Annotated in this window: 13 protein-coding genes; 8 read left to right on the top strand and 5 right to left on the bottom strand. The window is 53.0% G+C overall.

From position 1 onward, the window contains the following. Positions 1-31: 31 nt before the first annotated feature. Entirely contained in the window at positions 32-1,762 is a 1,731-nt protein-coding gene (dld, locus tag ACLJRS_RS07050; protein WP_000095234.1) for a D-lactate dehydrogenase, read from the bottom strand. Between the two features lie 266 nt (positions 1,763-2,028). Between dld and bglX the strand changes: the two genes are divergently transcribed. The 5 genes from bglX to ACLJRS_RS07025 all read left to right on the top strand — a co-directional run bounded on the left by bglX (position 2,029) and on the right by ACLJRS_RS07025 (position 8,252). Next, the gene (gene bglX / locus ACLJRS_RS07045) at positions 2,029-4,326 is read left to right on the top strand and encodes a beta-glucosidase BglX (protein WP_000871555.1); all 2,298 of its coding nucleotides are present in this window, start codon (positions 2,029-2,031) and stop codon (positions 4,324-4,326) included. 180 nt (positions 4,327-4,506) lie between these two features. Then, a complete protein-coding gene (locus tag ACLJRS_RS07040; protein WP_000155876.1) occupies positions 4,507-5,424 on the top strand; it encodes an ABC transporter substrate-binding protein in 918 nt (305 codons plus the stop codon). 3 nt (positions 5,425-5,427) lie between these two features. Further along, positions 5,428-6,597, top strand: a complete 1,170-nt coding sequence (locus ACLJRS_RS07035; RefSeq protein ID WP_001278121.1) for an ABC transporter permease — start codon at positions 5,428-5,430, stop codon at positions 6,595-6,597. After that, a complete protein-coding gene (locus tag ACLJRS_RS07030; protein WP_000569168.1) occupies positions 6,590-7,537 on the top strand; it encodes an ABC transporter ATP-binding protein in 948 nt (315 codons plus the stop codon). The genes ACLJRS_RS07035 and ACLJRS_RS07030 overlap by 8 nt, the downstream gene beginning before the upstream one ends. Beyond that, a complete protein-coding gene (locus ACLJRS_RS07025) occupies positions 7,521-8,252 on the top strand; it encodes an ABC transporter permease (RefSeq protein WP_000824851.1) in 732 nt (243 codons plus the stop codon). The genes ACLJRS_RS07030 and ACLJRS_RS07025 overlap by 17 nt, the downstream gene beginning before the upstream one ends. Here ACLJRS_RS07025 and ACLJRS_RS07020 read toward each other — a convergent pair. Then, positions 8,233-8,340: a protein YohO gene (locus ACLJRS_RS07020; protein ID WP_001261696.1), complete on the bottom strand. Its 108-nt coding sequence runs from the start codon at positions 8,338-8,340 to the stop codon at positions 8,233-8,235. The two genes, ACLJRS_RS07025 and ACLJRS_RS07020, sit on opposite strands and share 20 nt — an antisense overlap. 59 nt (positions 8,341-8,399) lie before the next feature. Then, the gene (mlrA, locus tag ACLJRS_RS07015; protein WP_001240417.1) at positions 8,400-9,131 is read right to left on the bottom strand and encodes an HTH-type transcriptional regulator MlrA; all 732 of its coding nucleotides are present in this window, start codon (positions 9,129-9,131) and stop codon (positions 8,400-8,402) included. Positions 9,132-9,353: 222 nt separating this feature from the next. Between mlrA and ACLJRS_RS07010 the strand changes: the two genes are divergently transcribed. Genes ACLJRS_RS07010 through ACLJRS_RS07000 form a run of 3 tightly spaced genes read left to right on the top strand, consistent with a single transcriptional unit; the run spans position 9,354 to position 12,269 of the window. Next, positions 9,354-11,039 (top strand): sensor histidine kinase, encoded by a 1,686-nt coding sequence (locus tag ACLJRS_RS07010; RefSeq protein WP_000272850.1) that lies wholly within the window; start codon positions 9,354-9,356, stop codon positions 11,037-11,039. After that, the gene (gene btsR / locus ACLJRS_RS07005; protein ID WP_000598637.1) at positions 11,036-11,755 is read left to right on the top strand and encodes a two-component system response regulator BtsR; all 720 of its coding nucleotides are present in this window, start codon (positions 11,036-11,038) and stop codon (positions 11,753-11,755) included. The genes ACLJRS_RS07010 and btsR overlap by 4 nt, the downstream gene beginning before the upstream one ends. Before the next feature lie 46 nt (positions 11,756-11,801). Continuing rightward, positions 11,802-12,269, top strand: coding sequence for a DUF1456 family protein (locus ACLJRS_RS07000; protein ID WP_410957766.1), 468 nt, complete (start codon positions 11,802-11,804; stop codon positions 12,267-12,269). 56 nt (positions 12,270-12,325) lie between these two features. On the opposite strand, the gene ACLJRS_RS06995 is transcribed toward ACLJRS_RS07000, so the two are convergent. Together ACLJRS_RS06995 and ACLJRS_RS06990 are read right to left on the bottom strand one after the other, a co-directional pair. After that, positions 12,326-12,856: a YehR family lipoprotein gene (locus tag ACLJRS_RS06995; protein WP_001197951.1), complete on the bottom strand. Its 531-nt coding sequence runs from the start codon at positions 12,854-12,856 to the stop codon at positions 12,326-12,328. Between the two features lie 171 nt (positions 12,857-13,027). After that, positions 13,028-13,486, bottom strand: coding sequence for a YehR family lipoprotein (locus ACLJRS_RS06990; protein ID WP_000703137.1), 459 nt, complete (start codon positions 13,484-13,486; stop codon positions 13,028-13,030). Positions 13,487-13,712 lie beyond the last annotated feature (226 nt).

Here is a 13,712-nt window from a genome sequence, read left to right as displayed (position 1 = left end):
CCGCCGGGCATTCACGGTAAACCACTCGGTGTTAATGCGTTTCGTCGGGCGTATTTTCCTGCCAGAATTTCCGCTTACTCGTTTTGCCGATACCGGGGTTCATACTGTTGGTTGGGTCATTTTGCCGATAAAAACGCGTCAGCGTTTCCGGCGCTTTATACAGATGTCCAACGTTGTGCTCCGCCGGGTATTGTGCCCCGCGCGCCTGCAACAGCTCCAGCATTTGCGCTTTCAGCGCGTGGACGTCGACGCCTTTCTTCACGATATAGTCCTGATGAAAAACGTGGCACATAAAGTGACCGTAATAGAGTTTATGTACCAGTTGGCTGTCGATTTCCGGCGGCAGATGCTCGAACCAGTCGGTATCGTTGCGGCGCAGAGCGATATCCAGCGCCAGGATATCTTCCACTTCATCAGCGTGTACGGCCTGGTAACGAATCGCTGCGCCAGCAGCGGCGAAGCGGTGCAGGAAGGCTTTGCTGCCTTCTTCCGGCGTACAGGTAAAGAAACCGCCCTCAGCGGATTTAAAAAATTCATTCAGCCAGCGTTGCGCTTCTGCGACGCCGTCTCCCGCCATTTTTAACAGCAGATGATGCTCATATTTATCGCGCCAGTTTTTCATTCGCGGTGGCAGATGGCTGGGAAACAGGTGGCCGAATTTCTGCATCGCGCGGTCGGTGAAATGCGGTCGGAAAAATTTTACTTTTTCCAGCATCGCATCGGTTCGGCCTTTTAGCGTGAAAAAGAATGGCATCTTGTCGGTGCCGAGTTTATCGATCATCAGAAAGGTATCTTTACCGTACTGCTCCGCAATATCGTAGATATCGCGATGCATATATTCTCCCGCCACTGGCAGATTGTCGAAGTTCGCCAGAATATGCCGACGGATTTCAGTCAGTACCGCGGGCTGATTGGTGCCGATATAAAAAACCTGCTGATTTTTTTCCGCTGCAAAGGTATCAAGGCGAACGGCAAAAACCGCCAGTTTTCCGGCGCAGCCGGAAGATTCAAACAAACGGTCCGGGTCGGCGTTATAGCGGGCGGGCGTATCGGCGTTGATATCTCGTACCCGCGTCACGTAGTCGTGATCGTGCGCATGACGACCATCGTGGCGCACATCCTCATCTTTAATCCGTTCGTCATCCAGCTTGCTCAGGATCTGCTCCGGCGTATGCCCAAGATCGATACCCAGATGATTGACCAGTTGCAGTTTGCCTTGCTCGTCAATACGGGCAAAGAGCGACATCTCGGTATAGGCCGGGCCGCGCTGCACCAGCGAGCCGCCGGAGTTATTACAGATGCCGCCGATGACCGACGCGCCGATACACGACGAACCAATCACCGAGTGCGGTTCACGGCCCAGCGGTTTAAGCGCTTTTTCCAGCGCATAGAGCGTCGTACCGGGCCAGGCCAGAACCTGTTGGCCGTTATCCAGTAAGTGCAGCTTATCCAGCCGCTGGGTGCTGATAATCACAATATCGCGATCGTAGTCGTTGCCGTTCGGCGTGGAGCCTTCCGTCAGACCGGTGTTGGCGGCCTGCATCAGAATAATTTTGTCAGCGTTAACGCAGGCGTTGAGCACACGCCACAGTTCCAGTAATGAACCCGGGAAAACAACGGCCAGCGCGTCGCCCTGACCGGAACGGAAACCCTTGCGATAGCGGGCGGTTTTGGCGGGGTCTGTCAGCAGGTGAGAATGGCCTACCAGGCGGGCCAGCTCATTCAGGAACGTTTTATTATCAGTCATTGTTATGGAAGACATTCTCCACTCCTTGTGGTGGGACAAAATATCAGCGTTAAGCATAGCGCTTTGTATGACAATACGCTTTCTCATTCAAATTGTTTCTGTGTTGGTGGTATTCATTTGCCGCCTTGATACCATTTGCTGGCGGTTGTGTATTCGACTGTGCGGAAAATTAGGAGAATAACCTTCGCTTTCTTCTCCTCTCGCGTTTAGGCTTATGGCAAACTGCGGTTTTTATTCTGTTTTTACCGCCTCGTCGGGATAAAGATAAAGAGAGACTCAACATGAAATGGTTATGTTCAGTAGGTGTTGCTGTGAGTCTGGCGATGCAGCCAGCATTGGCGGAAAACCTGTTTGGCAATCACCCGCTGACGCCCGAAGCGCGCGACGCGTTCGTCACGGATTTACTCAAGAAAATGACTGTTGATGAAAAAATTGGTCAGTTACGTCTGATTAGCGTCGGCCCTGATAACCCGAAAGAAGCGATTCGCGAGATGATCAAAGACGGGCAGGTAGGGGCGATTTTCAATACCGTCACCCGCCAGGATATCCGTCAAATGCAGGATCAGGTGATGGCGTTGAGCCGCCTGAAAATTCCTCTCTTTTTTGCCTATGACGTGGTACACGGCCAGCGAACCGTCTTCCCGATAAGCCTCGGTCTGGCTTCTTCTTTTAATCTGGATGCGGTAAGAACCGTAGGACGCGTATCGGCGTATGAAGCGGCGGACGACGGCCTGAATATGACCTGGGCGCCGATGGTGGATGTCTCCCGCGATCCGCGTTGGGGACGCGCCTCCGAAGGCTTTGGCGAAGATACATATTTAACCTCTATCATGGGCGAAACCATGGTGAAAGCGATGCAGGGCAAAAGCCCGGCGGACCGCTATTCGGTGATGACCAGCGTGAAACATTTTGCCGCCTATGGCGCCGTTGAAGGCGGTAAAGAATACAACACCGTGGATATGAGTTCCCAGCGTCTGTTTAATGACTACATGCCGCCGTACAAAGCGGGGCTGGATGCGGGGAGCGGCGCGGTGATGGTGGCGCTGAACTCGCTGAACGGCACGCCTGCGACGTCAGATTCCTGGCTATTGAAAGATGTCCTGCGCGATGAGTGGGGCTTTAAGGGAATTACCGTTTCCGACCACGGCGCTATTAAAGAACTGATTAAACACGGTACCGCGGCCGACCCGGAAGATGCGGTGCGCGTGGCGCTAAAGGCAGGGGTGGATATGAGCATGGCGGATGAGTATTACAGCAAATATCTGCCGGGTCTGATTAAGTCGGGCAAAGTGACGATGGCGGAACTGGACGACGCGACGCGCCATGTGCTCAACGTAAAATATGACATGGGATTGTTTAACGACCCCTATAGCCATCTGGGGCCGAAAGAGAGCGACCCGGTGGACACCAATGCCGAAAGCCGCCTGCATCGTAAAGAGGCGCGGGAAGTGGCGCGGGAAAGTGTGGTACTGCTGAAAAACCGGCTGGAAACGCTGCCGCTGAAAAAATCGGGCACCATTGCCGTTGTTGGGCCGCTGGCCGACAGTCAACGTGATGTAATGGGAAGCTGGTCTGCTGCTGGGGTCGCGAATCAGTCGGTGACGGTGCTGGCGGGTATTCAAAATGCCGTCGGCGACGGGGCGAAGATCCTCTATGCCAAAGGGGCGAATATCACTAACGATAAAGATATCGTCGATTTCTTAAACCTGTATGAAGAGGCGGTGAAAATCGATCCGCGCTCACCGCAGGCGATGATTGATGAGGCGGTGCAGGCGGCGAAACAGGCCGATGTGGTGGTCGCGGTGGTAGGCGAGTCGCAGGGGATGGCGCATGAAGCCTCCAGCCGTACCAATATCACCATTCCGCAGAGTCAGCGCGACTTAATCACCGCTCTGAAAGCCACCGGTAAGCCGCTGGTACTGGTATTAATGAACGGCAGACCGCTGGCGCTGGTAAAAGAAGATCAACAAGCCGATGCGATTCTGGAGACCTGGTTTGCCGGGACGGAAGGCGGCAACGCCATTGCCGATGTGCTGTTTGGCGATTACAACCCGTCAGGCAAACTGCCGATCTCCTTCCCGCGTTCGGTGGGACAAATTCCGGTCTATTACAGCCATCTCAATACGGGACGCCCGTATAATCCTGAAAAGCCAAACAAATACACCTCACGTTATTTTGACGAAGCGAATGGCCCGCTCTATCCGTTTGGTTACGGTCTGAGCTACACCACATTTACGGTGTCTGACGTCACGCTCTCCTCACCGACAATGCAACGCGACGGCAAAGTCACGGCCAGCGTAGAGGTCACGAACACCGGTAAACGCGAAGGGGCCACGGTCATCCAGATGTACTTACAGGATGTCACGGCGTCAATGAGCCGCCCGGTGAAGCAATTAAAAGGCTTTGAAAAAATCACCCTCAAGCCCGGCGAAAGTAAAACCGTGAGTTTCCCGATTGATATCGAGGCGTTGAAGTTCTGGAATCAGCAGATGAAATATGACGCGGAACCCGGCAAGTTCAACGTCTTTATCGGCGTGGATTCCGCTCGCGTTAAACAAGGATCGTTCGAGCTACTGTAAGCCTGCCGTCAACAGGGCGCGATAGCAGCGCCCTGTCTGGCAATGACTTTTCCTGTCCCCCCTTTTATTGCCTGCCACGTCACTTAAACTGCCGGAAAATCCCAGGTTAAACGCAGACTTTTCAACTATGCTTTTTTCTCAAGTCTCTGAAAAAGGCCGTAAAAGGATGAGGAAAGCATCATGACGATCTCAAAGCTATGGGTAAGTTCGCTGGCGTTGCTGGCGACGGTGAGTTTACCTCTACAGGCGGCATCGCCCGTGACGGTCGGGTCAAAGATTGATACCGAAGGCGCACTGCTCGGCAACATGATTTTGCAGGTACTGGAAAGCCACGGCGTTAAAACGGTCAATAAAATTCAGCTCGGGACGACGCCAGTCGTTCGTGGCGCGATTACCGCCGGAGAGCTGGATATCTATCCGGAATACACCGGTAACGGGGCGTTCTTTTTTAAAGATGAAAACGATCCGGCATGGAAAAATGCAAAGCAAGGCTTTGAGAAAGTCAAAAAACTGGATGCGGAGCAGAATAAGCTGGTCTGGTTGACGCCTGCGCCGGCAAATAACACCTGGACCATCGCGGTACGCCAGGACATCGCTGAAAAAAATAAACTCTCCTCGCTTGCCGATCTCAGCCGTTATCTGAAAGAGGGCGGCACTTTTAAACTGGCGGCGTCTGCGGAATTTATCGAACGGGCGGATGCGCTGCCGGCATTTGAAAAAGCCTATGATTTTACCTTGAATCAGAACCAGCTCTTGTCGCTGGCGGGCGGCGATACGGCGGTCACGATCAAAGCCGCCGCGCAACAAACATCCGGCGTTAACGCCGCGATGGCGTATGGCACCGACGGCCCGGTCGCCGCGCTGGGTCTGCAAACCCTGAGCGACCCGAAAGGCGTCCAGCCTATCTATGCGCCCGCGCCGGTAGTGCGTGAATCGGTGTTACAGGCCTATCCGCAGATAGCCGACTGGCTGCAGCCCGTTTTCGCCAGCCTTGATGAGAAAACGCTGCAACAGTTGAACGCCAGAATCGCCGTAGAAGGGCTGGATGCGAAAAAAGTCGCCGCAGATTACCTCCGACAAAAAGGGTGGGTGAAGTAATCTGTGAGTGATGCTGCCAAAAAAATCACGGTTAATCGTGTGCTGTTGCTGTTGGTTGTTCTGACCTTGCTTGCTGTCGCGCTGCCTTTCATTAATTACGCCCCGAATCGTCTGGTGAGCGGCGAGGGGCGCCAGTTATGGGAGATCTGGCCGGCGACAATCTGGATGCTGACTGGCGCGGGATGCGCGCTGTTTACGCTGTGCTTTGTACCCGGTAAACGCGGTAGCGTACTGACGCTGATGATGGCGCAGACGCTTTTTATTGTCATGCTGTGGGGAGTCGGCAGGGCGGCGACCCAGTTGGCGCAGGAGGGCAGTCCGCTGGCGCGTACCAGTCTGGGAAGTGGATTGTGGCTGGGCCTCGGTCTGATGCTGCTGGCCTGTAGCGATGCGATCCGCCGTATTACCGTTGGGCCGCTGTGGCGCTGGTTGCTGCACGCGCAAATTGTCATTGTCCCGCTGGTGCTGCTGTTTTCAGGCACGTTCGACAACCTCTCGCTTCTGAAAGAGTATACCAACCGCCAGGATGTTTTCGATGCCGCGCTGGTGCAACATTTGATGTTACTGGCGGGCACGGTGCTGCCGGCGCTGGCGATCGGACTACCGTTGGGCGTCTGGTGTTATTTTTCCGCCTCACGCCAGGGGCCGGTGTTTACCGTGCTGAATGTGATCCAGACTATCCCTTCCGTCGCGCTGTTTGGCCTGCTGATTGCGCCGTTGGCCGGGCTGGTGAAACAGTTTCCGTGGCTTGCCGAATTCGGCGTCGCGGGAACCGGCATGACGCCTGCGCTGATAGCTCTGGTGCTCTATGCGTTATTGCCGCTGGTGCGCGGCGTGGTCGCCGGGCTCAATCAGGTGCCGCGCGATGTGCTGGAGAGCGCAAGAGCCATGGGAATGAGTAGCGGCCAGCGCTTCAGGCATGTGCAACTGCCGCTGGCGCTGCCGGTCTTTTTACGTAGCCTGCGGGTAGTAATGGTCCAGACAGTGGGAATGGCCGTCGTCGCCGCGCTGATTGGCGCGGGAGGTTTCGGCGCCCTGGTGTTTCAGGGGCTATTGAGCAGCGCCATTGATTTAGTCCTGTTGGGCGTCATTCCGGTGATTGCGTTGGCGGTAGTGATCGACGCGCTGTTTGATTTATGGATCGCGTTTCTGAAGGGAGCAACCGATGATTGAATTTAACCATGTCAGTAAAACCTTCGGCGATCAACAGGCTGTTAGCGACCTCAATTTGCATTTTAGCGAAGGCAGCTTTTCGGTGTTAATTGGCACCTCCGGCTCGGGAAAATCGACCACTCTGAAGATGATTAACCGGCTGGTAGAGCATGATAGCGGAACGATCCGTTTTGCCGGGGAAGAGATCCGCAGCCTGCCGGTGCTTGAACTGCGCCGTCGCATGGGCTATGCCATTCAGTCTATCGGCCTTTTTCCCCACTGGACGGTGGCGCAAAATATCGCCACCGTACCGCAACTACAAAAGTGGTCGCGTGCGCGGATTAACGATCGTATTGATGAACTGATGGCATTATTGGGTCTGGAAAGCGCGCTGCGCGATCGCTATCCGCATCAGCTTTCCGGCGGGCAACAGCAGCGGGTCGGCGTTGCGCGGGCGCTGGCTGCCGATCCGCAGGTATTGCTGATGGACGAGCCTTTCGGCGCGCTTGATCCGGTAACGCGCGGCGCATTGCAGCAGGAGATGACCCGCATTCATCAGCTGCTGGGGCGCACCATCGTACTGGTGACGCACGACATCGACGAGGCGCTACGCCTCGCCGACCATCTGGTGCTGATGGACGGGGGCAATGTTATCCAGCAGGGATCGCCGCTTTCTATGCTGACCTCGCCGGAAAATGATTTCGTGCAGGCATTTTTTGGCCGCAGCGAGCTGGGCGTAAGGCTGCTTTCGTTACGTAGCGTAGGCGATTATGTACGTCGGCATGAACAGCTCAGCGGCGACGCGCTGGTGGAAGAGATGACGCTACGCGATGCGCTATCGATGTTTGTCGCCCGTCGGTGCGACGTCCTGCCGGTGGCGAATCAGCAGGGCGAGCCCTGCGGTACGCTCCATTTCCGCGATCTACTTTCGGAGACGTCCCCCCGTGAAACGACTGTGTGATCCGCTTCTCTGGCTTATTGTTCTGTTCTTGCTTCTGCTGTTTGGATTGCCTTATAGCCAGCCGTTCTTCGCCGCGCTGTTTCCCGATTTACCGCGCCCGGTCTACCAACAGGAGAGTTTTGCCGCCCTCGCGCTCGCCCATTTCTGGTTGGTGGGCATCTCAAGTTTGTTTGCCGTCGTGGTGGGCGTCGGCGCAGGGATTGCGGTCACGCGAGAAAGTGGGAAAGAGTTTCGTCCCCTGGTGGAGACTATCGCCGCCGTCGGGCAGACCTTTCCGCCGGTCGCGGTACTGGCGATCGCGGTACCCGTCATGGGTTTTGGTCAGCAACCGGCCATTATCGCCTTGATCCTGTATGGGGTGTTGCCCATCCTGCAGGCGACCCTGGCCGGGCTGGGCGCGGTGCCTGCCAGCGTGATGAGCGTTGCCAGCGGTATGGGAATGAGCCATCGCCAACAGTTGTATCAGGTTGAGCTGCCGCTGGCCGCGCCGGTGATTCTGGCGGGCATCCGAACCTCGGTGATTATCAATATTGGTACGGCGACCATCGCTTCAACGGTGGGGGCCAGTACGTTAGGCACGCCGATCATTATCGGGCTTAGCGGCTTTAATACGGCCTATGTTATCCAGGGGGCGCTGCTGGTGGCGCTGGCGGCGATCATTATCGATCGCCTGTTTGAAAGGCTGACGCGCGCGCTTACCCGGCACGCAAAATAAAACTGTAACCTGCCAGCATCACGCCGCCGATACCGCCAATAGCCATCAGCAGGAAAAGGGCGATCACCCCGATTTTCGCTACGCGCATTATGTACTCCTTATGTTAATAAAAGGAGTATACATTAAAGCGAATTTGTTAGCTGCTGTTTAAACGCCAAGGGGATGAATGTCGTGTCCCTGGGCGCGCCAGGCCAAAAGTTGCTGCTGCTGCGCCAGCGTCTGGTTTTCTCCGCACCATACCAGTAACGTCTTGCCGTCAAAAAGTTCCGGGCGGAACTGGCTAAGCGAATGCGCCAACACGTCGATTCGCCATCCCTGTTGGCTGGCGACCCAACCTTCCAGCCACAGGCGGGTGGTATCATGGATATTCCAGCCGATCACCAACGCATCTTTTCCCTGTTTCTTACGCGCAGACGCCAGGCAGAGCGCAATATAGTTGATCAGGATACCGTCAAGAATGCCGAGCAGCGCCTGAAGGGCGGGTTGTTGGCACTGTAATCGTCGCCGCAGTGGGACGAACAGGTTAGTGGTCAATGTTTGGGCAGGATAATCCTGACCGCGTTCTTTGACCCATAACCGTAAACTGTGCAGATTACTGCTTTGCAGGTAGTGCAGCAGGATCTCCTGCTGTTCGCGCCAGCCGTTAGGTTGTTCGCTACTGTCGCTACTGAGCAGCACTTTGACTTTGCTGACCTGGACGCCGTTATCTATCCAGCGCTTGATTTCGCGGATTCTGTCGATATCGGCATCGTTAAACAGACGATGACCGCCATCCGTTCGCTGTGGTTTTAAAAGTCCATAACGTCTCTGCCACGCGCGCAACGTGACAGGATTGATATCACAAAGCAAAGCCACTTCACCAATTGTGTAAAGCGCCATCGTTTCACCCTTGCTCGCGAGGTCCCGGTTTAACTTTAGACGCTCTTTTAGGAACCAGGAAGTTTTGCCTGTTTTTTATGCATTAAAACGCGAAGTAGCGGGTTGCGGCGCGGCGTTTAAGTGATCGTATTCACGAATTCATATTTTTATGCAACAGTTCAAAGAAAGTTAATCGTACTCAATGTATGTTACGCGCTTTTAATTGAAGTGTGGTTTGCGGGTATGTACGAGTTTAATCTGGTGTTGCTGCTGCTTCAGCAGATGTGCGTGTTTCTGGTCATTGCGTGGCTAATGAGTAAAACGCGCCTGTTCATCCCGCTTATGCAGGTCACGGTTCGTCTGCCGCACAAGCTTCTGTGTTACGTCACGTTTTCTATCTTCTGCATTATGGGCACTTATTTTGGGCTACATATCGAAGATTCGATTGCCAATACCCGCGCGATTGGCGCGGTGATGGGCGGCCTACTCGGCGGGCCGGTCGTCGGCGGGCTGGTCGGCCTGACCGGTGGGTTACATCGGTATTCTATGGGCGGCATGACGGCGCTGAGCTGTATGATTTCCACCATCGTCGAAGGGCTGCTGGGCGGGTTGGTACACAGCGTTCTCATACGTCGCGGACGCCCGGACAAAGTGTTTAGCCCGCTGACGGCGGGAGCAATTACGTGTGTTGCCGAACTGGTGCAGATGCTGATCATTTTACTGATAGCCAGGCCGTTTGACGATGCCCTGCATCTGGTCAGTAATATTGCTGCGCCGATGATGGTGACGAATACCGTTGGCGCCGCGCTGTTTATGCGTATTTTGCTCGATAAGCGCGCCATGTTCGAAAAATATACTTCGGCATTTTCTGCTACCGCGCTGAAGGTCGCCGCGTCAACGGAGGGGATTCTGCGTCAGGGATTTAACGAAGTGAACAGTATGAAGGTGGCGCAGGTGTTATATCAGGAGCTGGATATTGGCGCCGTCGCCATCACCGATCGTGAAAAACTGCTGGCTTTTACTGGTATTGGCGACGATCACCATCTACCGGGCAAACCCATTTCATCAGGTTATACGCTGAAAGCAATTGAAACCGGAGAGGTGGTTTATGCCGATGGCAACGAAGTGCCGTATCGCTGTTCGCTACACCCGCAGTGTAAACTCGGTTCGACGCTGGTGATCCCGCTGCGTGGCGAAAATCAGCGAGTCATGGGCACCATTAAATTGTACGAAGCGAAAAACCGACTGTTCAGCTCAATTAACCGCACCCTGGGAGAGGGTATTGCGCAGCTTTTATCCGCGCAGATCCTGGCCGGGCAGTATGAACGGCAGAAGGCGTTGCTGACGCAGTCAGAGATCAAGCTGTTGCACGCGCAGGTGAATCCGCATTTTCTGTTTAACGCGCTCAATACCATTAAAGCGGTGATTCGTCGCGACAGCGAACAGGCCAGCCAACTGGTGCAGTACTTGTCGACCTTTTTTCGCAAAAATTTAAAACGCCCGTCGGAAATCGTCACGCTGGCGGATGAGATTGAACACGTGAACGCTTATCTGCAAATTGAAAAAGCGCGTTTTCAGTCGCGTCTGCAGGTACAGCTTGATGTTCCATCGACGCTTTCACGTCAGAAATTGCCTGCGTTTACATTACAGCCGATTGTTGAGAACGCCATTAAACATGGCACGTCGCAACTGCTTGATACCGGCAACGTCGCTATTCGCGCCCGGCGCGAAGGGCAGCATTTGATGTTAGATATTGAAGATAATGCGGGACTGTATCAGCCTTCCGCCGGCAGTAGCGGGCTGGGGATGAGTCTGGTTGATAAACGTCTGCGCGAACACTTTGGCGATGATTATGGTATTAGCGTGGCCTGCGAGCCGGACTGTTTTACCCGAATTACATTACGACTTCCACTGGAGGAGGACGCATGATTAAAGTGCTGATTGTGGATGATGAGCCGTTAGCGCGGGAAAATCTGCGGATTTTGCTCCAGGGGCAGGATGACATTGAGATTGTGGGAGAGTGCGCGAACGCGGTAGAAGCGATTGGCGCGGTACATAAGCTGCGACCTGATGTGCTGTTTCTGGATATTCAGATGCCGCGTATCAGTGGACTGGAGATGGTAGGAATGCTTGACCCGGAACACCGCCCGTATATCGTTTTTTTAACCGCGTTTGACGAATACGCCATCAAAGCCTTTGAAGAACACGCTTTTGATTATCTGCTCAAGCCGATAGAGGAGAAACGGCTGGAGAAAACGTTACATCGTCTGCGTCAGGAGCGCAGTAAACAGGATGTTTCGTTGTTGCCGGAAAACCAGCAGGCGCTTAAATTCATTCCCTGTACCGGACACAGCCGGATCTATTTGTTGCAAATGGATGATGTCGCCTTTGTCAGTAGCCGTATGAGCGGCGTTTATGTGACCAGCAGTGAAGGTAAAGAGGGGTTTACCGAGCTGACGCTGCGCACGCTGGAAAGCCGGACGCCGCTACTGCGTTGTCATCGTCAGTTTCTGGTGAATATGGCCCATTTGCAGGAAATTCGGCTGGAGGATAATGGGCAGGCAGAGCTGATTTTACGCAACGGCCTGACGGTGCCGGTAAGCCGTCGCTATCTGAAAAGTTTAAAAGAGGCGATTGGCCTGTAAAAGACTGTTAGAATATCGTTTTGCCATAGAAACGACCGAAGGCCTCATGCTGAGTAACGATATTCTGCGTAGCGTGCGCTACATTTTAAAAGCTAATAATACCGATCTGGCGCGTATCCTGGCGCTGGGTAACGTTGATGCTACGCCGGAGCAGATAGCAATCTGGTTGCGCAAAGAAGAGGAAGAGGGGTTTCAGCGTTGCCCGGATATCGTGTTGTCCTCATTTCTCAATGGCCTCATTTATGAAAAACGCGGCAAAGATGAGGCGGCGCCTGCATTGACGGCGGAACGTCGTATCAACAACAATATTGTGCTGAAAAAGCTGCGTATTGCCTTTTCGCTAAAAACAGATGATATCCTGTCGATACTTACCGGTCAGTTGTTTCGTGTCTCAATGCCAGAGATCACCGCGATGATGCGCGCGCCGGACCATAAGAACTTCCGCGAATGCGGCGATCAGTTTATGCGTTATTTTCTGCGCGGTCTGGCGGCCCGTGAACACGCGGCGAAGTAATTCTGCGGTATTGTTCCCGGCAGCGTCCTGTCTGACCGGGAAAACGCATTATTATACTAATTGATTCTATGATACCCGCTCTCTTCCAACAGTTTCTGCGAGCGAATCATTGACAGATAGTACGCGGAACAGTTGTCAATTGATGATCCTGGCAATTTACAGAGGTCGCTTATTTTTGCTTGGGTAAAATCAATATCCACATATTCCGTAGCATAGCTATCATAATAGTCGATTCGTTCAGTCAAACCCGGCATACCCTGATAAGCTTCGCCGACTTGACTCAGCATTTTTTGTGCTTCTTCTTTATTATTGGCTTTCAGGGTCTTATAAAGTAGTTTATGTTCAGATATTTGACGTAAAACGATATCCCCTTTGTAGTAATAGGTTAACTTGATTTCAATACCGTTGAGATTACCTACATAGCGTTGTGTTTCCTCTGACTCTTTGCTAGCGGCTATCTTCTTGATAAACGCTGTCATGTTATTTTGCTTTCCCTGGAGAGTATCGTTTTTCTGATCGCAGCCAGTTATGCTAACCGATAGAGAGAGCGCGAATAGTGGCAGTGCCATAAGACGTAGAACCTGCATAACAATTCCTTGTCGTTAAGTATTGGTGTGGCCAGGAATTCAGGGATTATAGGCTTTGGCGAGGGGACTTACAGCGAGGCTGTCTTTTTTCGGAATTCATAAAGAAAAGACGCTGCCGAAGCAGCGCCCTGAGCGACTTTACCAGTCGATGCAATACATTATGCCTGCCAGTTATTTCGCTTCTTTAAAACCAGCAGCTTCCAGCAGCGTCTGGGTTTGTTTCATGCTGATACCTTTGCTGGTATCGCCGGACACCATTGTCCCTGAGATTTGCTGTAACGCTTTAAAGTCCACTTTTTCCATATCCACAGAGACGTTTTCCTGGGCATAGGTATCTTCATAGGTTAATTTTTCTTCCACTCCGGCGATATTTTTATATTTCGCGCTCAGCGGATCGAGAATTTTGGCGGCATCTTCTTTCGTTTTAGCGCCTACAGTGGCATAGCTGATTTTACTTTCAGACGTCTGCTTAATGATTTTGTCACCTTTATAGGTGTAGGTAATTGAAATTTCTGTCCCCGCCAGGTTTGCGTTAAAGGTCTTTGATTCTTCTTTATCGCCACAGCCAGCAAGAGAGAACACCAGTACGGAAGCCAAAGCCGCGGACAATAACTTGCCAGAAATTTTCATCTAAAACTCCATTTTATATAATGATTGGGTTTTTAAAATAATTTCAATGAATTAATTTAACCCAGTAATAGCAATGTATCAGGGAGAGATAGAATATGACTTTTAGCCGTTATTTAGCAGTCCGGATATGGAGTCTTAACGCTATTGCTTATTAAGGAAAAAGTTAAAACACGCGGATGGGGTGATATGCCAGTCAGGATTAAGCGGTTAAAAAAGCCGGAGCATG

It is taken from the genome of Salmonella sp. SAL00670, assembly GCF_046552235.1.
Taxonomy (GTDB): domain Bacteria; phylum Pseudomonadota; class Gammaproteobacteria; order Enterobacterales; family Enterobacteriaceae; genus Salmonella; species Salmonella enterica.
Note: the sequence above shows the minus strand (reverse complement) of the source record. Positions and strands in the feature narration are given on the sequence as shown.